The 20,596-nt window shown below is 32.5% G+C and carries 20 protein-coding genes; 16 read left to right on the forward strand and 4 right to left on the reverse strand.

What is annotated here, in order from left to right:
- Window positions 1-110 precede the first annotated feature (110 nt).
- Window positions 111-428 carry a thioredoxin family protein gene (locus CN925_RS00215; RefSeq protein WP_098843754.1) on the reverse strand — a complete coding sequence of 106 codons (318 nt, stop codon included), beginning with the start codon at window positions 426-428 and terminating at the stop codon, window positions 111-113.
- Window positions 429-630: 202 nt separating this feature from the next.
- On the opposite strand from CN925_RS00215, the gene CN925_RS00220 reads away from it, so the two are divergent.
- Together CN925_RS00220 and CN925_RS00225 are read left to right on the forward strand one after the other, a co-directional pair.
- On the forward strand, window positions 631-1,785 hold the full coding sequence (locus tag CN925_RS00220; protein WP_098843755.1) for an exonuclease SbcCD subunit D: 1,155 nt from the start codon (window positions 631-633) through the stop codon (window positions 1,783-1,785).
- Window positions 1,786-1,787: 2 nt separating this feature from the next.
- Window positions 1,788-4,868 carry an AAA family ATPase gene (locus CN925_RS00225; RefSeq protein WP_098843756.1) on the forward strand — a complete coding sequence of 1,027 codons (3,081 nt, stop codon included), beginning with the start codon at window positions 1,788-1,790 and terminating at the stop codon, window positions 4,866-4,868.
- 89 nt (window positions 4,869-4,957) lie between these two features.
- Here CN925_RS00225 and CN925_RS00230 read toward each other — a convergent pair whose 3' ends face one another.
- Window positions 4,958-5,878 (reverse strand): S66 peptidase family protein, encoded by a 921-nt coding sequence (locus CN925_RS00230; protein WP_098843757.1) that lies wholly within the window; start codon window positions 5,876-5,878, stop codon window positions 4,958-4,960.
- Window positions 5,879-6,037: 159 nt separating this feature from the next.
- Here CN925_RS00230 and CN925_RS00235 point away from each other — a divergent pair, with 159 nt between their 5' ends.
- From CN925_RS00235 to CN925_RS00285, 11 genes are all read left to right on the forward strand, one after another.
- Complete coding sequence (locus tag CN925_RS00235) at window positions 6,038-7,222, forward strand: amidohydrolase (protein ID WP_098843758.1); 1,185 nt, start codon at window positions 6,038-6,040, stop codon at window positions 7,220-7,222.
- 126 nt (window positions 7,223-7,348) lie between these two features.
- Window positions 7,349-8,983 (forward strand): peptide ABC transporter substrate-binding protein, encoded by a 1,635-nt coding sequence (locus CN925_RS00240; RefSeq protein WP_286138224.1) that lies wholly within the window; start codon window positions 7,349-7,351, stop codon window positions 8,981-8,983.
- Between the two features lie 363 nt (window positions 8,984-9,346).
- Entirely contained in the window at window positions 9,347-10,156 is an 810-nt protein-coding gene (locus tag CN925_RS00245; RefSeq protein ID WP_098843759.1) for a basic amino acid ABC transporter substrate-binding protein, read from the forward strand.
- A gap of 63 nt (window positions 10,157-10,219) precedes the next feature.
- Window positions 10,220-10,876: an amino acid ABC transporter permease gene (locus CN925_RS00250; RefSeq protein ID WP_098843760.1), complete on the forward strand. Its 657-nt coding sequence runs from the start codon at window positions 10,220-10,222 to the stop codon at window positions 10,874-10,876.
- Window positions 10,873-11,595: an amino acid ABC transporter ATP-binding protein gene (locus CN925_RS00255; RefSeq protein ID WP_098843761.1), complete on the forward strand. Its 723-nt coding sequence runs from the start codon at window positions 10,873-10,875 to the stop codon at window positions 11,593-11,595. The genes CN925_RS00250 and CN925_RS00255 overlap by 4 nt, the downstream gene beginning before the upstream one ends.
- A 229-nt stretch (window positions 11,596-11,824) precedes the next feature.
- Complete coding sequence (locus CN925_RS00260; protein WP_098843762.1) at window positions 11,825-12,754, forward strand: D-2-hydroxyacid dehydrogenase; 930 nt, start codon at window positions 11,825-11,827, stop codon at window positions 12,752-12,754.
- Window positions 12,755-12,879: 125 nt separating this feature from the next.
- On the forward strand, window positions 12,880-13,191 hold the full coding sequence (locus tag CN925_RS00265) for an MTH1187 family thiamine-binding protein (protein ID WP_097978604.1): 312 nt from the start codon (window positions 12,880-12,882) through the stop codon (window positions 13,189-13,191).
- Window positions 13,192-13,367: 176 nt separating this feature from the next.
- Entirely contained in the window at window positions 13,368-13,985 is a 618-nt protein-coding gene (locus tag CN925_RS00270) for a TetR/AcrR family transcriptional regulator (RefSeq protein ID WP_098843763.1), read from the forward strand.
- Window positions 13,986-14,211: 226 nt separating this feature from the next.
- On the forward strand, window positions 14,212-15,435 hold the full coding sequence (locus CN925_RS00275) for an MFS transporter (RefSeq protein WP_180232760.1): 1,224 nt from the start codon (window positions 14,212-14,214) through the stop codon (window positions 15,433-15,435).
- Window positions 15,436-15,451: 16 nt separating this feature from the next.
- Window positions 15,452-16,339: a GNAT family N-acetyltransferase gene (locus tag CN925_RS00280; RefSeq protein ID WP_098843765.1), complete on the forward strand. Its 888-nt coding sequence runs from the start codon at window positions 15,452-15,454 to the stop codon at window positions 16,337-16,339.
- 120 nt (window positions 16,340-16,459) lie between these two features.
- Entirely contained in the window at window positions 16,460-16,699 is a 240-nt protein-coding gene (locus CN925_RS00285; RefSeq protein ID WP_098843766.1) for a hypothetical protein, read from the forward strand.
- A 78-nt stretch (window positions 16,700-16,777) separates the two neighbouring features.
- Here the strand turns inward: CN925_RS00285 and CN925_RS00290 are convergent, their stop codons facing one another.
- On the reverse strand, window positions 16,778-17,467 hold the full coding sequence (locus tag CN925_RS00290; protein WP_286138226.1) for an LrgB family protein: 690 nt from the start codon (window positions 17,465-17,467) through the stop codon (window positions 16,778-16,780).
- Entirely contained in the window at window positions 17,454-17,861 is a 408-nt protein-coding gene (locus CN925_RS00295; RefSeq protein WP_180232762.1) for a CidA/LrgA family protein, read from the reverse strand. The genes CN925_RS00290 and CN925_RS00295 overlap by 14 nt, the downstream gene beginning before the upstream one ends.
- Window positions 17,862-18,023: 162 nt before the next feature.
- On the opposite strand from CN925_RS00295, the gene CN925_RS00300 reads away from it, so the two are divergent.
- From CN925_RS00300 to CN925_RS00310, 3 genes are all read left to right on the forward strand, one after another.
- The gene (locus CN925_RS00300) at window positions 18,024-18,644 is read left to right on the forward strand and encodes a 3'-5' exonuclease (RefSeq protein WP_098843768.1); all 621 of its coding nucleotides are present in this window, start codon (window positions 18,024-18,026) and stop codon (window positions 18,642-18,644) included.
- On the forward strand, window positions 18,641-19,405 hold the full coding sequence (locus CN925_RS00305; protein ID WP_098843769.1) for an exodeoxyribonuclease III: 765 nt from the start codon (window positions 18,641-18,643) through the stop codon (window positions 19,403-19,405). Before CN925_RS00300 ends, CN925_RS00305 begins: the two co-directional genes overlap by 4 nt.
- Before the next feature lie 429 nt (window positions 19,406-19,834).
- The gene (locus tag CN925_RS00310) at window positions 19,835-20,452 is read left to right on the forward strand and encodes an NUDIX hydrolase (protein ID WP_098843770.1); all 618 of its coding nucleotides are present in this window, start codon (window positions 19,835-19,837) and stop codon (window positions 20,450-20,452) included.
- Window positions 20,453-20,596: the final 144 nt, after the last annotated feature.

The raw sequence follows: 20,596 nt of genomic DNA on the forward strand, positions 1-20,596 counted from the left end.
TACGTTTTTTATTAAGCATAAGAAAAACCACAAGGAAAAATTTCCTTGTGGTTAACTTTGTTGATTTTAGGTTTAATCCCAGCAACATTAAGACTTAACGTAACTTGATATTATTCAAAAGTTGATAAAAATTCTTCAACTGATTCTGGTGTTTTTGCATTTGCGCTATGTAAGTGTCCAATTTTTTCGCCATCTTTAAATACAAGTAAACTCGGAATTCCCATTACTTGTTGTTCACTAGCGATTTCTGGAAATTCATCGCGATCCATTGTGTACCAAGTAAATGATGGGTGCTCTTCAATTACATCTCCGATAAATGCATCTAAACGTGTACAATCAGGACACCAAGTTGCATAAAACTTTACCACGATAGGCTTTTCACTTTTAATTATTTCCTCATATTTTTTTACTTCATTTATTTTTTCCATAATTGCCTCCTAAAACAGTGATAGGTTTATTTTGAATCATATTAAGTAGTATTTCAATAATTTTAACTTAATAATGCATTTTTACAATTTATATGCTTAAAAAGCATACAAATGTTCGTATGTTGATGTAAAATATAAGATAGAAAAGCTGTTCTTAAAATTTCGTAACAATGAAAGTAAATTGAATGATGAGGTGTATTTAATGAAGTTTATTCATACAGCAGATTGGCACCTTGGTAAAATTGTACATGGTGTACATATGACGGAAGATCAACGATATATATTAGATGAATTCATTTCAATAATTAAAGAAGAAAAGCCAGATGCAGTTGTGATAGCAGGCGATTTATATGATAAAAGTATATCTCCAACTGAGGCGATTGAACTATTAAATGAAGTATTCCATAAAATTGTCATTGAATGTAATACGCCAATTCTTGCGATTGCTGGAAATCATGATAGCGCTGAACGACTTGAATTTGGTAGCCGCTTTATGGAAAAAGAAGGATTATATTTAGTAGGGAAATTACAAACTCCATTTAAGAAAGTTATTTTGAATGATGATGATGGTGAGGTTCATTTTTATTTAATTCCATATGCCGAACCAAGTATTGTACGTTATATTTTACAAAACGATGATATTCATTCACATGATGATGCGATGAAAGCAATTGTAAATAAAATAAGAGATGAAGAATTAGATCCATCAGTACGAAATGTATTTGTTGGACATGCATTCGTAACAAATAATGGTGAGCCTTCTGATGAAGAGACAGAGGGGGAACGTACACTCTCCATTGGTGGAGCTGAATACGTATCACATCATAATTTTAAACATTTTAACTATACAGCCTTAGGACATTTACATCGAGCACATTTTGTAGGTAATCAATCAATCCGATATTCTGGTTCACCTCTAAAGTACTCTCTTTCAGAAGAAAACCATAAAAAAGGATGTTTAATTGTTGAATTAAAAGCTGACGGTGAGCTAACAGTCGTTAAGAAAGATTTTCATCCAAATCGTGATTTAAGATCAATCGAAGGAACGATAGAGGAAATCAGACAGCATCCTGTCAATCATGATTATGTTTTCGTTAAATTAACTGATGAGCATATGGTAGTCCATCCGATGGAGCAAATCAGAACAGTCTATCCAAATGCAATGCATGTTAGTCGAAAGAAAACGACTTTACAAGCAGATAAAACAAATCAACTGAGCTTAATGGAAAAACAATCAAAAAATCAACTTGAGTTGTTTCAATCTTTTTATAAAGAAATGAAAAATGAAAATTTGAAAATTGAAGATGAACAATTTATGAAAGAGATTATTGAAGAAATCTTTGTAAGGGAGGAATAGATTTGAAGCCATTAAAAGTAGTACTTCATGCATTTGGACCTTACAAGGATAAGGTACACGTTGATTTTAGTCGACTAAACGAAAAAGGGTTATTTGCAATAACTGGTCCAACTGGTGCAGGTAAAACAACAATATTTGATGGAATTTGTTTTGCTCTTTTTGGAGAGGCAAGTGGTGAAAATAGGAATGATCAAACAATGCTTCGAAGTCATTTTGCTGATGATGAACTATATACAAGTGTAGAATTGACATTTGAATTAAAAGGAAACCATTATCATATTTTTAGACAAAAAGGCCATCAAAAGAAACAAAATAAAAGTATTACAGGTGATAAAATCGAGTTTTATAAAATTGAGAATGAGGAAAAAGTACCTTATTGTCAGGAATTTAACAAAACTTCAATTGTCAATAAAAAAGTAGAAGAATTATTAGGAATCAATGCAGATCAATTTAAACAAATCGTATTACTTCCTCAAGGTGAATTTAGAAAATTATTAGTTTCGGATACAAAAGAAAAGGAAGAAATTTTGCGGAAAATTTTCAGAACTGAACTATTTGAAAAAGTAACTGAAACTTTAAATTTGGCTAGAAAAAACATGGAAAGTAAATTTACTAATTTAAAGCAGAAAATTGTTATTAAATTAGAAGTGATTGAAAAATTGTTAAGTGAAAAAGGTATTCAAATTGCCGACGATTCTCAAATTAATCTTCATATTGTGAATGAGATTTTAACTGAACATATAGATAGTATAATTGATGATTTAAAAAGACTTGAAGAAAATGAGAAAATACAAAAATCACAATTAGAAGAAAGTCAGCAAAAGCTCTTTTTTGCAGAAGCTCATAATAAAAATATTGATCGATTACAAGAAGTAATTGAATTATTAACAATGTTAAAAGGCCAAGAGATAGAAATCGAAAATAAAAAAGCAAAAATAAAATTAGCAACAAACGCTGAAAAAGTATTGCCTATAAAAAATGAACTAGAGAAACTAAAAAATTCACTTCAAATAACAAATGATAAATTATTATTCGAAATTGAGAGTTTAAAAGAAACACTCATTAAAATTGAAAAAATCTCATCGGAAGTAGCTACATTACCTGAAGAGCAAAAAAAATTAGGTAGTTTAGAAAGTCAATTGAGTAATTTATTAGCTATAAAAGATGAGATTGATCAGTTTCAAAACTATAAGTTTGCGTTTCATAATAAGTCGAAACAGATTCTATTATACGAAAATGAAGAAAAAACATTACAAGACGGTTTAAAGGAAGAAACCGAGGCATTAAGTCAATTAAAACAGCAACTAAATGACTTAGAAGGTATTCATGATCAATGGGCAAAGCTCTCCTTATTAAAGAAGGAAATCTCATTAAAAGGTGGGTTTGCTAAGCGAATCTTTTTTGCAAAAAAAGAATTAGAGCAAAAACGAAATGAGTTTCAGTTGAAAAATTCAGATCATTTAAAGCTTAAAAATGAATTGGACAGAATTGAAAGTGAAATGCACCAGCAAAAAGCTGCTTTTTTAGCGAAAGACTTAAAAGAGCAAGAGCAATGTCCGGTTTGTGGAAGTACTCATCATCCATCACTTGCTAAATTTAATGGGACTGTCAATGAAGAAGAAGCAGAAAAATTAAAAATGCAAGTAAATCAAATTCAGACTGAACTAGCAACAATACAGGGGGAAATCAAAAGTAAAGAAAACTCATTAAAAATTGATAAACAATCATTTTTAGAAGAACATGGTCAATTTGATTTTACAAATGAAGGCCTAACAGCTCTTGCAGATGAGTTTAATGAGAATGAATCAAACTTAAAAAACTTGACAGAGAAAAAAGCTGTTTTTGAAAAGATTAGTAATGTCATAAAAACAAAGGAACAATTAATTAAGGATTTAACCGTAAAAGTTACTGAGAAGACTGAGGCATTGAATAAGGTTACGAATGAATTAAATGAATTAAAAATTCACATCGTACAAATTGAATCAAAATTACCCGAATCTTTAAGGACTCTTGAGAAATGGCAATTGGAAAAAAATGAAATTGAAAATAATATAGCAATCTTAAAAGCTAAAATTTCAAAAATCGAAGAAGAATATAGAGTCCTTACTGAACAGAAGACGGTTAAAGAGACTACTCGCACTCATCTTGAGAAAGAAGTTTTAAAATTAAATGAAGAGATTCGAACAACAAAGATTCTTTATCATGAAAAAATATGTGAGTACGAGTTTAATGGAGAATCTGAGTTTATCAGTGCAATTGAATCTATCCGAATGATTGATCAATATCGAAATGATGTATCAATGTTTGAAGAAAATCTACAAAGATTAAGTACTGAAAAAGAGTTACTAGAAAAACAAGTTCAATCGGCGGAAAAAATTGATGTAAATGACCTTAAAATGAAAGTACAAGAAATTACACAGCATCTAGATACGATTGTTAACGAAATAATTCGTATCCAAGAATTAACTAAGCGATTAAGCCAATTAAAAATAGACCTACAAATCTATCAAGAGGATTTTGTAAAAACTGAGCAAAAATTAGCAGGTATAACAGATTTGTATAAAGTGACAAAAGGCGATAATGAAAAAATGATTTCGTTTGAGCGATATGTGCTATTGGATTATTTTGAGCAAATAATTGAATCGGCAAATATCCGCCTTGATCATTTATCAAATGGGCAATTTCAATTGCAACGAAAAGATGCAGTTGAAAAAGGAAGGAAACAAAGTGGTTTAGGTCTAGAAGTTTATGATTCCTATACAGGTCTTGCTAGAGATGTAAAAACATTGTCTGGTGGAGAGCAGTTTAATGCATCACTTTGTTTAGCACTAGGTATGGCAGATATCATTCAAGCACATAAAGGTGGCGTATCAATTGATACGTTGTTTATAGATGAGGGATTTGGATCACTAGATGATGAATTATTATCAAAAGCTATTGATACCCTTATTCAGCTTCAAAAATCAGGCCGTTTAATTGGCGTAATATCTCATGTGCAAGATGTAAAAGATGCAATGCCTGCAGTCATTGAAGTTCATAAAACGAACAAAGGATATTCTGAGATTTCTATTTTAATAAAATAATGTCAAAATGATTGCCGGACCGGAAACAAATAGTTGTTTCCGGTTTTTTTATCTTTATTCTTACATTCACATAACTACTTTCACTACCACTATATTTGGATTCCAGGTTCAAATGATATCGTTTGATGTGCTCCATTCATTGTGACAGGGACACCAAAGGGAACTCCGTAATTTGGTGAACAATGGCCAATTGGGAATCCACTTAGAATGGGCAATCCTAGTGGGATCATATGATCATGTACTATTTCTTGTATAGAAAGAGAGGCTTTGCGTTTTTTCGGTTCGCATTCGTTAAAGTCTCCTAAGATAATCCCTTTACAATCTTTAAACTTATTTGCCAATCGTAATTGATTAATCATACGATCGATGCGGTAAGGTTCTTCTTGTATGTCTTCAATAAATAAAATCTTACCTTTTGTATCTACCTCATAAGGTGTACCAATTGTGCTTGTTATAACGGTTAGATTCCCGCCGGTTATCGGGGCAGTGACAGAATATGAAAATGCAGGGTATGTATCTGTTTCTGAAGCGGTAAAGGTGAAACTTAACGGTTCAAATAGTTGCTTGAAAGAAGCGATTGTCTCTATTGGAACATCATCTGCTCCGCACTCTTGCATCATAGGTCCATGGAACGTCACTAAGTTTGCTTTTTGCTGCAAAGCAATATGCAAAGCTGTAATGTCACTATATCCCCAAAAGATTTTCGGATTGTTTTTTACGAGCTCAAAGTCAATGTCTTGCAGCAATCTACCACTTCCATATCCTCCAGTTGCGCACAACACAGCTTTTACTTCAGTGTTAGAGAACGCTATATGGAAGTCTGACACTCTATTTTCATCACTACCAGCAAGATAGCCCCGTTTTTCTGTCACACTATTACCGATCAGGACATTCAAGCCAGGATTTTCTAATATTAGCTTCATCTTCATCACGTTCTCAATATTTGGCGGACTTGATGGCGCAATAATCATTACTGTATCCCCATGTTTCAATGCATTTGGTTTTCGCATATTCTACCTCCTATTTTGTATGCCACCTAATATATATTCTATATTTAACAACAATTTCCTTATCTCATGCTGTTTTTTCAATGTAATTTTTACATTGGGAAGGGATTTTTAGTATGAAAGAGAATTTAACAGTTTAATAATGGCAAGGGAGATGTTTAAGTGAAATCCTTAGAAAATGTTGAATTTCAATCAGAAATTTCAAAAGAAAAGCTAGTACAGTGGAGAAGACACCTGCACAAATATCCAGAGCTTTCATTTCAAGAGGAAAAAACCTCTCAATTTGTTTTTGATACATTGCAGTCATTCGGAAATCTAGAGCTTTCTCGCCCGACTGAATATAGTGTGATGGCTAGACTAATTGGTGGAAAGCCCGGTAAAACGCTGGCAATCCGTGCAGATATTGATGCTCTTCCAATTTTTGAAGAAAACAGCTTTGAATTTGCCTCAACAGTTCCGGGAGTGATGCATGCTTGTGGCCACGACGGGCATACCGCCATTTTACTTGGAGCGGCTGAAATATTATCAAAGTATAAAAATGAAATAAGTGGAGAAATCCGTTTCTTGTTCCAACATGCCGAGGAACAATTTCCTGGTGGAGGGGAGGAAATGGTACAAGCGGGCGTAATGGAAGGGGTTGATTACGTAATCGGCTTACATTTAATGTCTGGTTTAGAAGTTGGAAAAATCGGTATTGTTTACGGACCGATGATGGCAGCACCTGATACATTTCATATTACAATCCGTGGCAAAGGCGGACATGCCGCACATCCAGAAGAAACTGTAGACAGCATCGCAATAGGAGCACAAATTATATCGAATTTGCAGCATATTGTTTCGCGAGCAACCGATGCATTTGCGCAAAGAGTCTTATCTGTTACCCAATTTCACTCAGGAACTGCTGATAATATCATTCCCGATACTGCTGAAATTGTCGGTACTGTACGCTGTTTTGATGAAGAATTGCGAAACGATGCGAAAGTACGAATTGAACAAATTGCAAAAGGGATTTGCGAGGCACATGGAGCAAGCTATTTCTTTCACTATCGATATGGGTACAGACCCGTTATCAATCATGATGCTGTCACAAAAGTGCTTGAACAAACGGCTATTGAGTTATATGGCAATGCATCTGTTGAATATATCAAACCATCTATGGGTGGGGAAGACTTTTCTGCATTTTTACAAAAAGCGAATGGCTGCTTCTTTAAAATTGGTTCAGGAAAAGAAGAAAGCGAAAGTACGTATCCACATCATCATCCAAGGTTTACAATAGATGAAAATTCTCTTGTTATTGGTGTTAACATGTTCCTTCACGCAGCATGCAAACTTTTGGGTAAGGAATAGAGACATAACGAAAAAACATCGTATTTGTTCGATAAATTGAATTTAAAAGAGGTGATGTGTTTAATATACAGAATATTATAATTATTACATAAAAAAAGTTATTTGGATGCGAGGAGGAAGTTTTCATTGAATCACAAAACAAAACGGTTAACCGCTTTACTGCTTATCTTGGGTATGGCACTTCCAGGATGTGCAACCCAAAAAGAAAAGGCAACGACTGTTGAGGGCTTGGGTAAGCCGCATGCGAAACAAGTACTGCGTTTAGTTGAAACATCTGAGCTTTCCTCAATGGATTCATCCCTAGTTGTAGACTCTACAACTCTAAGTGTGCTAAACAATGTTATGGAGGGACTATACAGACAAGGAAAAGATAGTCAGCCTGTGCCAGGAATTGCAAAATCTTATACAGTGAGTAAAGATAAAAAGACTTATGTATTTAAACTACGTGATGCAAAATGGTCTAATGGCGATCCGGTGACGGCTCATGATTTTGAGTATAGTTGGAAACGTACTTTAGATCCGGCTATAGCATCTGAATATGCCTATATCATGTATGATGTAAAAAACGCAAAGGAGATAAATGAAAAGCAACTCCCTGCAGATCAATTGGGAGTAAAAGCTATTGATGATCATACGTTAGAAGTACAGCTCGATAATCCAGTGCCGTATTTTCTGAGTTTGACTACACTAGCCCCTTTCATGCCACAAAATGAAAAAGTTATTATAAAAGAGGGCAAGAATTACGGACTGGAAGCGAACTCCGTTGTTTATGATGGCCCGTTTAAAATGAGTGAATGGAAACATGAACAAAGCTTCAAACTCGAGAAAAACCAGGAATATTGGGATAAAAAAACAGTAAAATTAGATGAAATCAATTTTAAGATTGCGAAGGATAATTCAACAGCTATCAATCTTTATGAGACGGGAGCAATAGACAGGGTAAGTCTAACAGCTGAATTTGTGGATAAGTATAAAGATGATAAAGATTTTAAAACAGCGCAAGAAGGAAGGCTAATTTATTTAAAACTAAATAATCAAAATCCTTTTTTAAAAAATGTAAATGCCAGAAAAGCAATCGATATGGGCTACAACAAAAAAGGGATTACAGATGTTCTCTTAAATAACGGTTCAACACCAGCCTACTACTTTGTCGCTAGAAATTTGGCATTTGGTCCAGATGGGAAAGATTTCTACGATACTACAGGGGACTTCAATAAAACGAATATTGCCAAGGCAAAGGAATATTGGGGAAAAGCTAAGCAGGAGCTTGGAAAACAAAGTGTCGATTTAGAGTTATTGATTGCAGAAGACGATAATAATAAGAAGATTTCCCAATATTTGAAGTACGAACTTGAAAAAAATCTACCTGGCTTAACAGTGAACATCAAGATGTCGCCTGCACAGCCAAAATTTGCGTTGGAAGATAATCTTCAGTATGATATGTCTCTTGCAGGATGGGGACCGGATTATCCAGATCCAATGACTTTCTTGGATAAATGGGTGACCAACAATAACATAGCGTATTCGAATCCGAAGTATGATGAACTGATCACAAAAGCAAAAACGACTCTCTTACAAGATCCACCAGCACGCTGGAAGACTTTAGCAGAAGCTGAAGAGCTATTGCTTGAAAAAGATGCAGCCATTTCACCAATCTATCAGAACGGTGTAGCTTATTTGGAAAAATCTTATGTGAATAATGTATACAATCACCCGTATGGGGTGAAAAACTCCTACAAATGGGCGTCTATAAAAAAATAAAAGTTGAGCACGTAACATCTTTTTTAAGGAAGATTGGATTGGGTTAATTTAAGAAAATCGTAAAGGGGCTGTCTAAATTGACAACCCCTTTTTATATAGTAAATTCAGAGCAGTTAATTAAATATTTCTTAAGTAGAATTTTTTAGAGTGAAATCTATTTAGATAGTAGTAACTCGTTAGATTAATAGATAAATCTTAAATTTCTTTTATTATAATTGAAGGGATTTAGCAATAATTGACATAGTATTGCATATTTAAACAAGAATAGATATAATAATTAAAAATCTAAATATATTAAATTTTCAATATATTTATTCTTATCAGAAGTTTCATTACATAATTAATATAATTGGGGGTATTGAAATGAAAAAGGTTAAAATACTATCGTTTGCATTTGCGGTGACGACAGCTCTAATTTTATCGGGTTGTGGCAAGGATGCGAAAACAAGTGGATCAGCAGAGAAACCTTTACGAGTTGTCACTGATGCTGCTTATGCGCCATTTGAATATCTTGATAACGGTAAAATAGTAGGATTCGATGTTGATTTTACAAATGCAGTTGCTAAAGAAGCTGGATTTAAAATCAAAATTGTAAATACCGGATGGGACCCATTATTTGCTGAAATTGGTGGCAAAACTGCTGATATTGGTATGTCTTCAATTTCGATCAATGCAGATCGTGAGAAAACATATGATTTCACAACACCTTATTTTCTTTCAATTAATAAAATTTTAGTTCCTGAAGGTAGTAGTATTAAATCAGCAGCAGATTTGAAGGGGAAAGTTGTAGCAGTGCAAAATGGTACAACAGGACAAGAAGCTGTTGAAAAAATGTATGGTAAAAACAATAAAAATCTTAAAAAATTCGAAAATAACAATTTAGCAATTTTAGAGCTTCTTAGTGGAGGAGCTGATGCAGTAGTTGCAGATAATGGTGTTCTTGAAGCGTATGCAAAAAACAATCCAGATAAAAAGCTAGTCGTTATTGATGATAAAAATAGCTTTGAACCTGAATTCTACGGTCTATTGCTTCAAGATGGCAGTAAATTAAAAGGTAAACTTGATAAAGCAATTAAAGAAGTAGTAAACAATGGTACTTATGAAAAAATTTACAAAGAGCATTTTGGATCAGAGCCAGATCTTGAAACATTAAAAGCTGAAGAAAATAAATAGAATACTAAAAATTGCGTAACAGCCATTTGTGTTACGCAATTTTATCTAAATGGGGGAAAAGAAATGGGATTTGATTTAGGCATTGTAAAAGAATACATACCGTTTTTCCTTAAAGGAACTGCATTAACAATTGGCTTATCTTTTGCAGGAATTTTATTAGGTACAATAATCGGATTATTTATTGGATTAGGTAAAATGCAATCAAATAAATGGTTAGCACTTCCTTTTGTTTGGTATATCAATTTCTTTAGAGGAACACCATTATTTGTACAAATCTTATTAATACATTTTGGGGTAGTACCGTATTTTATCGGTGAGACAAACGCAATAGCGGCCGCAATCATTGCACTATCATTAAATGCAGCAGCATATATTGCTGAAATCTTTCGTGCTGGAATTCAATCAATTGATAAGGGGCAAATGGAAGCTTCTCGTTCCTTAGGAATGACGCATGTACAAGCTATGAAACATGTAATTCTACCACAAGCTGTAAAACGGATGATTCCTCCACTTGGAAATGAATTTATTGTCTTAATTAAGGAATCATCAATTGCAGCTATTATAGCAGCACCTGAACTGATGTATTGGAGTAGAGCGATGCAGGGGCAATATTATAAAGTGTGGGAGCCGTATATAACTGCAGCAGTAATCTATTTAGTCCTAACATTAACATTAAGCTTTGTTTTAAATCGCATTGAAAGAAGGTTGACTACGGGATGATTAAAGTAGAAAAATTAAAAAAATCATTTGGTTCTCTAGAAGTATTAAAAGATATCAACATTACAATTCAACCACGTGAAGTATGTGTTGTTATTGGTCCTTCTGGTTCTGGGAAATCAACCTTTCTTCGATGTTTAAATATGTTAGAAACAATTACAGCAGGTAAGGTATTTATTGAAGATGTTGATCTGACGGATAAAAAAGCAAATATAAATAAAATTCGCACTGAAGTAGGCATGGTATTCCAACATTTTAATCTATTTCCACATTTAACAGTTTTAGAAAATATTACATTAGCCCCTAAAAAAGTAAGAAATCGACCAAATGATTCTGCCAAAAAGAAAGCACTTGAACTATTAAAAAAAGTCGGTCTTTCAGATAAAGCAGATGTATATCCTGACTCACTATCTGGTGGACAAAAACAACGGGTTGCGATTGCAAGAGCACTTGCAATGGAGGCAAAAATAATGTTATTTGATGAACCTACATCCGCTTTAGATCCCGAAATGGTAGGAGAAGTTTTAGAGGTCATGAAGCAACTTGCTAAAGAAGGAATGACAATGGTAATCGTTACACACGAAATGGGCTTTGCTCGTGAAGTGGGTGATCGCGTAATTTTTATGGATCAAGGCTACATCGTAGAAGAAAATAGTCCAGTACAACTATTTGATTTCCCAAAACACGAACGCACGAAAAGTTTCTTAAGTAAAGTTTTATAGTGAAGATATGAAATCAGAAGGAGAGAGTCCCTATTTTTTAGGGAACCTCTTTTTTTATGATAAATAATAATTGAAGATCGACAAAAAAATCTTTTTACAGTAAAAGCAGTAAATAATCGCGAATCGCTAATTTGAATATTCGCCTATTTACTAGTTGAAGTGTTTTCTTTTCATTCTTTTCGAAATATTATGTTAAAATTTATTCAAGACAAAAAAGGAGTGTAGGACATTGGAAATTCAAAAAATTTTAGTAACTAGCCGAATTCATCATAAGCTTAAAGATCTAATTGAATCACATAATCTATCAAAAGAGTTTCGTTTTTTACCTGAAGATGAGGTAACAAAGGCGGATTATGAGTGGGCTGATACATATGTTGGTTTTCGTCCAACACCAAATTTTGAATTTGGCAACATAAAGTGGGTCCATTCTTTAGCAGCTGGCGTAGATAGTTTCATGAAAATTAGTTGGAAAAATGACGTGCTTTTAACGCGAACGATTGATGTTTTTGGTCCAAAAATGAGTCAATATTGTTTAAGTTATATACTCCAGGATTCACAATTACATGAGCAATTTTCAAATCTACAGAATGAAAACAAGTGGGAATTTCATATCCCAAAATCTTTAGAAGACCAAAAAGTTGTTATTTATGGTACAGGTGAAATCGGAGGTCATATTGGTAAGGTTTTATCAAGTTTAGGAATGAAGGTATACGGAGTTTCTATGAGTGGTCGTCAAAAACCATATTTTGAAAAAATAGTTCCATTTCAACAAAGCTCTACAATTTTAGAACATGCAGATTGGATTATTAGTGTTCTTCCGTCTACAAATGAAACTAGAAATATATTAGATATGAATACATTTAAACAGTTAAATAATGTAGGTTTTATAAATGTTGGTAGAGGAGCAACTGTGTGTGAGGACTCTTTAAAAGAAGCTTTGAATAAAGGGTATATTCGAAAAGCTATTTTAGACGTTTTTGCAGTTGAACCACTTCCGGTTGATTCAGAATTATGGCAAATGCCTAATGTAAAACTAACACCACATATTTCAGCTGTTACTTTACCAAATGATGGTGTAAAATGTTTTGTCAATACACTTAAAGGATTAGAAAATAACGAGAAACTAAGAAATATTGTGAAGATTGACAAGGGATATTAATTTTAATGAAGTAGAAATTGTTTATCACTAGCCAGGAGATGAATGATCGTAAATTTTTTCCTTTTTATCACAAACATGTTAGGATATACAAGTAACAATTTGATAAAAAAGGAGAATACAAAAAAATGGCAATTATTGACGTTTCAATCGTACCAATTGGCACTGAAACACCTAGTGTAAGTGCGTATGTAGCAAATATACATAAAGTTTTAGAAAAGTATAATGGCGAAGTGAAATTCCAGCTTACACCTATGAATACAATTATTGAAGGCGAATTACCATTATTATTAAAAGTTGTACAAGAAATGCATGAAGTACCATTCGAAAATGGAATTTCAAGAGTTGCAACGACTATTCGAATTGATGATCGTCGCGACAAGAAAAGTACAATGGAAGGTAAGTTAGCTTCTGTTCAAGCAAAACTTGAACAAAACTAAATTTGACTCCAAAAAAAGTGACTAGAAAAGTTTAACGACTTCTAGTCACTTTTTTTATGAAATGGAAAAAAATCGTGTGATTATTTCGACTATTTTATTGAAATTCCATTATTTAACTGATAAAATAAACTAATCAGTCAGTTTAAATATATTTATTAAGTAAAGGAATGTGATCAATGCCAAAAGTTTCAGATGATTATAAAGAACGCAAAAGAGAGAGTCTTCTTGAAAGTGCTTTAAAATGTTTTGGAGAGAAGGGATATCATATGACAACAATGGATGACATTGTTGCATATTCCAAAACGAGTAAAGGGCTAATTTATAATTATTTTAAAAGTAAGGAAGAACTTTATTTAACTTTAATGCAAGAAAGAACAGTCCAAACTTTTGAAAAAATTAACCAACGATTTCAAAATATTAGTTCATCAAAAGATAAGTTAAAAGAATTATTTCAAATGTATAGTGAAATATCTTTAACTGAAATATGGCGAAATATGATTAGAGTCCATATGGAGTTTTGGATTAATTCAGCAAGACATGAAAATCTACAAGCCATTATGATTGAAAGGTACAAAGATCAATATCGTTTATTTTTAAGTGAAATTATTAAACAAGGAATCGCATCTGGTGAATTTAAGAAAACAATTGATCCTGATATTATTTCTAGTTTGTTTTGGGCTAATATCGATGGTATTTGCTTACATTATTCAGTAGTAGAAGAAGATGAAATTTACAAAGCGCAATTTAAAGTTGCAGAAGAAATGATCATGTCTTACATAGTCATTCAAAATTAAAGTTTTGGGTAGAGAAAGGGAACACTTTCCTACCTAAACTTTAAATTCAGAAAATTTTTTATGTTAAAAATAAAGCAAACAACATACACTATTCATACAATAAAATAAACTTAATAGTCAGTTTTAATTTGAAAGGGGGGATAGAGATGAATTCAGTTCAAATTAGAATTATTTGTTTATCTATGTATTAATAAGTGCGTATTTTCATAGAATGAAGGGATTTTTAATGGGAAAGAAAGTCTATTTTTTGTATACAAAGGCGTTCTCAGACATAGGTAGTATGATGGAATTGGTTGTAATGAATGCAGTGATTTACGAGATGACGAAAAGTACATCTTGGCTGGCTGCGGTTTTAGCACTTCGTGTTTGTGGAGGGATTGTAACAAGTTTATTTTCTGGTGTAATTGCGGATCGTTCTAATCGAAGAAAGCTAATGATATTCTCAGATATTACTAGAGGAATAAGTATATTAATATTATGTATTTTCCCTTCACCAATCATGTTTGCGATTGTAGCATTTATCATTGGTGCATTAGGAAGTTTTTTTTCAGTCAGCTTCAGTGCGGATTTACCTCAAATATTTGGTGAAGAAAATATATTAAAAATAAATGCCTTTATTTCACGACTTGCTGCAATTAGTATGGTAATTGGATTTTTAGGCTCAGCATTCTTATCAACGGTTGTAGACTATCGTGTAATCATTGGAATAGATGCCCTTTCTTATTTCTTGTCAGCCTTCGTTCTAATCTTTTATAAATGGGAAAATACGGTTAAAAAAGAAGTAAGTAATCAATGGAAACAATTAGTTAATGATTTGAAAGAAGTAAAAACTTATGTGCTAATTAAACCTTTATTAGTATTTGTATTCATTGTATTTTTATTTCAAACATTCTCAGCAAGTTCTCATAATGTCGGAGTCCCAATATTAGCAGAAAAAATTAACTCAGAACATGCAACATTTTATCAAGGACTCATTTGGGGAACTTGGGGTATTGGAGGAATCCTTTCGACCTGGATAATTCCTAAGGTTTCTAGGTTAAAACAACATTATCTGTTTATGTATTACGGAACTTCAGTTTTAACATCAATCGGCTTCATTTTATTTCTATCGAATCATACTTTATGGGTAGTATTTTTCTTCGCTTTTTTTACTGGCTTCTTTGATAATGCAGCAGGTACTTATTTTTCAACAATGATTCAGAAAACCGACAATTCTATAAGAGGTAGAATCTTCGGAGTAGCAAATTTGTTAAATAGGGTTGGTTTTACAATTGGTTTTGTAGCTGCATCACCATTATTATCATTTTTATCCATGCCACATCTTGTTTGGTTGTTTCATGGTAGTCTTATCATTGTGATTATATGTGTAACTAGTTATTTACTATTTAATAAAAAAATTGTTTTTAACGATGATCAACTTCAACAAAATGAACTTATTATTTCTAAATAAAAGGACGTGTGATTTTATGGAAACAAGTTTGAAAAAAAATATTGCGCCGGAAAAAATAAATTATGTCAGATGTAGCGAATTAGACATTGAGTTAGCTTATCAAGCATTTACGATTGGTTTTTCAGACTATATCGTTAAATTCAATTATTCTAAGGAGCAGTTTGAAAATTTGTTTTTTGGACCAGAAGGAAATAGACTTGAGCACTCTTTCGTAGCAATTTATGAAAATGAAGCGGTAGGTGTAATTTTAGGCGGTATAAAAATGTATGAATCGATTAAAACGATGCGATGTGGGACTTTGGCTATTAGTCCTGATTATAGGGGATTAGGTGTTAGTCAAAAATTATTTGAACTGCATAAAGAAGAAGCAGAGAAAAACGGATGTAAACAACTATTCCTAGAAGTAATTGTCGGAAATGATCGTGCAATTAATTTTTATAAAAAACTTGGATACGAAAAGATTTATGACCTTTCTTATTTTTCTAAATCAGATTTAGAAAGTTTAAAACAAATACAATTAACATCTAATACAGAAATAAATAAAGTAGAATTTACTACTTTCAAAGAAACAATTACAAATTGGGACTATCATATAAACTGGCAAAATGATATTGATTATTTAGAAAAACTATCTAATTTTAGTTACTATCTTGCTAGAGTTAAAGATGAAAATATAGGTGCGTTAGCAGTCAATGAAAATGGTAGAATCAGCTTCCTAATGGTTGATAAAGTTTACCGTCATCGAAAAATTGCTACTAGCTTATTACAATCTGCGGCTAGTGAACTAAATTTAAATTCTTTGTCCTCATCAATTCCAAATAACAATAGTCTTCAAGGTTTCTTGCAAAAACTAGAATTTAAGAAAGAAAAAATAGCTCAATATGAAATGTACAAAATGATTTAGGATCAGACGGAAAAAGGGACAGTACTCTCCGCCTTTGAATTTGTACTTTTGCCTATCTACTTGACCTTGCTCCTAAATGAGCTAATCTCCGTACATTAGATAGTATGGAGGTGATTAATAATGTATAATGATCGTCAGCAAATCGAGCAACCATATTATCATTTTTCCGGTGTACCGCAACAAAAAGATGAAAGATTTTTCCCATTTTTCTTTCCGTTTTTATTAGGAGCAGCGGCATTTGGCCCATGGGGCTTTGGAAGACCTTGGGGATATTATCGTCCATGGGGATGGTACCGTCCGTGGGGATGGGGAAGACCTTGGGGGTTCTATCGTCCATGGGGATGGGGAAGACCATGGTAAATTAAGTGTTTTCGAAAATATTAATCTGTAAAAATCAAAAAATATCCCACAAGGAAAATAAATACCTTGTGGGTAGTTTTATGTCAGTATTAATTTTATGATAAATGGGATCAAAATAGAGGCAAATATCGCACTAAGCGTCATTGTAATTGAACTGATTGCTTGTTCAATTTTCCCATATTCTGCCGCTTTTGCTGTACCTATCCCATGTGATGAAATTCCATACGACGCGCCGATCGCAACAGGGTGGTCTATTTTAAATATTGATAGAATTGCAGGACCAAACATTGATCCTGAAATACCGGCAATCATTACATATACAATCGTTAAAGACGGAATACCACCAATCATTGAAGTGATCCCCATAGCTAAAGGGGTTGTAACTGATTTTGCTGCCAAAGAAAGCAGGATGATTTTTTTTAATCCGAGCCATAGTGATAAGTATACACCTGAAAGTAGGCCAATTAGTGTTCCAGCAAATACACTAACTAATATTGAAATACAGTGTTTCTTTAATGTTGCTCGATGCTCATATAATGGATAGGCAAAAGAAACAACTGCAGGACCTAAAAGTAAGTTAATCCACTTTCCTCCATACATATACGATTCATAAGAAATATGAAGATTTACAAGAATAATAATAATGACTGTAGTAGAGGTAACAATCGGAATCATTAGTGAGTAAGTGAATTTAGCGTACATTTTTTTGGCAAGAATATAACATAAAATGGTTAAGAGGATAAATAATAAACTTTTAATGTCCTTCATTCGTATCCCTCCCAACTAATACATCGTTTGATTGTTTTTTATGGGCTCTTGAAGTAAGATACGAACTAATGCTAGCAGTCAAACTAAATACAACTGCTGTACTAACTAAAACAATTAGAATTGAAATTAAACCGTGAACATTTAAAATCGAAGAATAATTCATTATTCCTACAGTAGCTGGGATAAATAAAAGTGTTAAATGCTTACTTAAAAAATTACTACCATCTCGAACCCATTTTTCTTTAAAAAGTGGTATAAATAGTAAACAAAATAAGAGCAACATACCAATAATACTTCCTGGGATCATCAGATGAAATTGTTTCTGAATGATATTTCCAATAAAAAATAATAAGTAAAGAAAGCTTATTTGAACAATCAATTGTACAAATCTCATTTTCAACATCCTTTGATTCTTACTAACTAATAGACTATTAATCTTCATATTGTACAATAAATTATGGCGAAAATGTGAACTTTTTTCATTATGATAAAAATGCATCTTTATATAAAAAAGATTATAATAGACTTATCATATTAATAGAGGAAGTTATATCATATGAAATCATTTGTAGCGTTTGATTTTGAAACAGCAAATTATAATCGACATAGCATTTGTGCTGCCGGTTTTATATTTGTTGAAGAAGGGGTAATTGTTGACCAAGTTTACTCTCTAATTAATCCAGAAGAAGAATTTTATTCGATGAATATTTCTGTACATGGAATTAGACCAAGAGATGTACAAGATGCACCTCTGTTCCCAGAATTTTATGAAACGATTAAAGATAAAATTGAAGGGAAAACATTAGTGGCACATAATTTAGCGTTTGATGGTTACGCATTAAAAGATAATTTATCAAGATATGGCGTACCTTCATCTTTAAATAATTTACTATGTTCACTTCAGCTTGCTAAGAAAGTATTGCCAAAACAATCTCGTTATTCATTAGATACGTTATCGAGTCAATTTGGTATTTTATTAGAACATCACCACCATGCTCTAGCAGATGCAGAAGCTTGTGCGAAAATATTTCTTCATTTAACGAAGGAATATGAAATTTCATCCTTTGAAGAGTTATATGAAAAAACTTCAATTTATCACGGGCAGATTCATCAATTTGATTATCGTTCATCATTAGTAAAACCGAAACCGAAACGTAAATTGGAGAAAAAAGTATGAAATTAATATCTTGGAATGTAAACGGTATAAGAGCATGTGTACAAAAAGGTTTTTTAGATTATTTTAATGAACAAAAAGCGGATCTATTTTGTATACAAGAAACGAAGTGCCAAGAAGATCAAATAAGCTTGGAATTAGACGGCTATTATCAATATTGGCATTCTGCAGTAAGAAAAGGTTATTCTGGTACTGCAATTTTTACGAAACATAAACCATTAAATGTAAGTTATGGGTTTAATGGTAAAGAAGAAGATCAAGAAGGTAGGGTATTAACCTTAGAATTCGAGAAATTTTATATGGTAAATGTTTATACGCCAAATTCTCAGAGAGATTTAGCTAGATTACCGATAAGATTAGAATGGGAAGATGAGTTTAAAAACTATTTAAATAAGCTCGATGAACATAAACCTGTCATCTTATGTGGGGATTTAAATGTCGCACATAATGAAATCGATTTAGCAAATCCAAAATCAAATCGAACGAATTCAGGCTTTACAAAAGAAGAACGTGGTAAAATGACAGCATTATTAGAAAGTGGATTTACTGACAGCTTTCGATTTTTAAACCCAACGAAAGAAGGTTCATATAGTTGGTGGTCTTATATGGCAAAAGTACGTGAACGAAATATTGGATGGCGTATTGATTATTTTATTATTTCAAATAGACTTCAAAATAAACTAATAAATTCAGAAATTGACTCCCATATTATGGGGAGTGATCATTGTCCAGTTGTGTTAACGATGGATAATTCGATCATTTAATGTTTGAAGAAAGCCCTATTTTTGATAGAGCTTTCTTTTTTATCTTGTTATAAAAGATTGTTGATTTTCTTATACAACTAAATTGCATATTAGTGTAATAAGGAAAATGAAGGTAATAGTAAATGATTTGTAGAATTAATAGTTAAAATTCATCTACCATGGTAGTACGATATAAACTCTCTTCACTATTGTGAATCTGAGGAATCATGGATGGCTAACGAAATGCTTTTGTTGCATAAGAAAACGCAAAGACCACAATTTTTTGTGGACTTATTTTTTGTTCGAAAATTAACAATTTACATTAACAGAGCCTTTTTAATAGGCATTTAGTAAGTCAAAGTAAAGCAATTATGCGTAAACTAAAATTAGGACAAAGTCTAAAAAAATTTGTAAAACTACCTAATAGTTGAAAAGGGATGTGAAATTCCTATGAGTATAAAGTGGCTAGAATGGGCACAAAAAATCCAAGCAATTTCTCAAGCAGGATTGACTTTTACGAAAGATGTCTTTGACAAAGAAAGGTATGAAGAACTAAGACATATTAGTGCTGATATTTTAAATCATTATTCGGAATTACAAATTGAGGAAATCGAAGGATTGTTTCGCAATGAACGGGGGTATCCCACACCGAAGCTTGATGTTAGAGGTGTCGTGTTTAAAAATGGTAAAATATTATTAGTAAAAGAAAAGCTAGAAAATAAATGGTCTTTACCAGGTGGTTTTTGTGACGTTGGATTATCTGCTTCAGAAAATGTAGTAAAAGAAATTTTTGAAGAATCAGGTTATAACGTTAAAGCGAAGAAACTACTAGCAGTTTTAGACATGACAAAGCACGACCATCCACCTCATTCGTATCACTACTATAAACTATTTATACAGTGTGAAATGATTGGTGGTAATCCCTCGACTGGACCAGAGACAAGTGATATTGATTTCTTTGATCTAGAGCATTTACCAGAACTTTCGCTCAATCGAAATACTGTTTCTCAATTAAAATTAATGTTTGAATATTATCAAGATCCCAATAAAGAAACTTGTTTTGATTAACATTATTTAAAAATAAAAAAATAGTGAATCGATCATTTTAGAGTTGCATATCGCAGCTCGATTTTGTTTTAAAGGAGATAATTTTTTAAAAAATACATATTTAGAATGAATCATTAAATAGAAAGAACTACTTTATCAATCTGA

Source organism: Bacillus sp. AFS055030, assembly GCF_002574545.1.
GTDB lineage: Bacteria > Bacillota > Bacilli > Bacillales > Bacillaceae_G > Gottfriedia.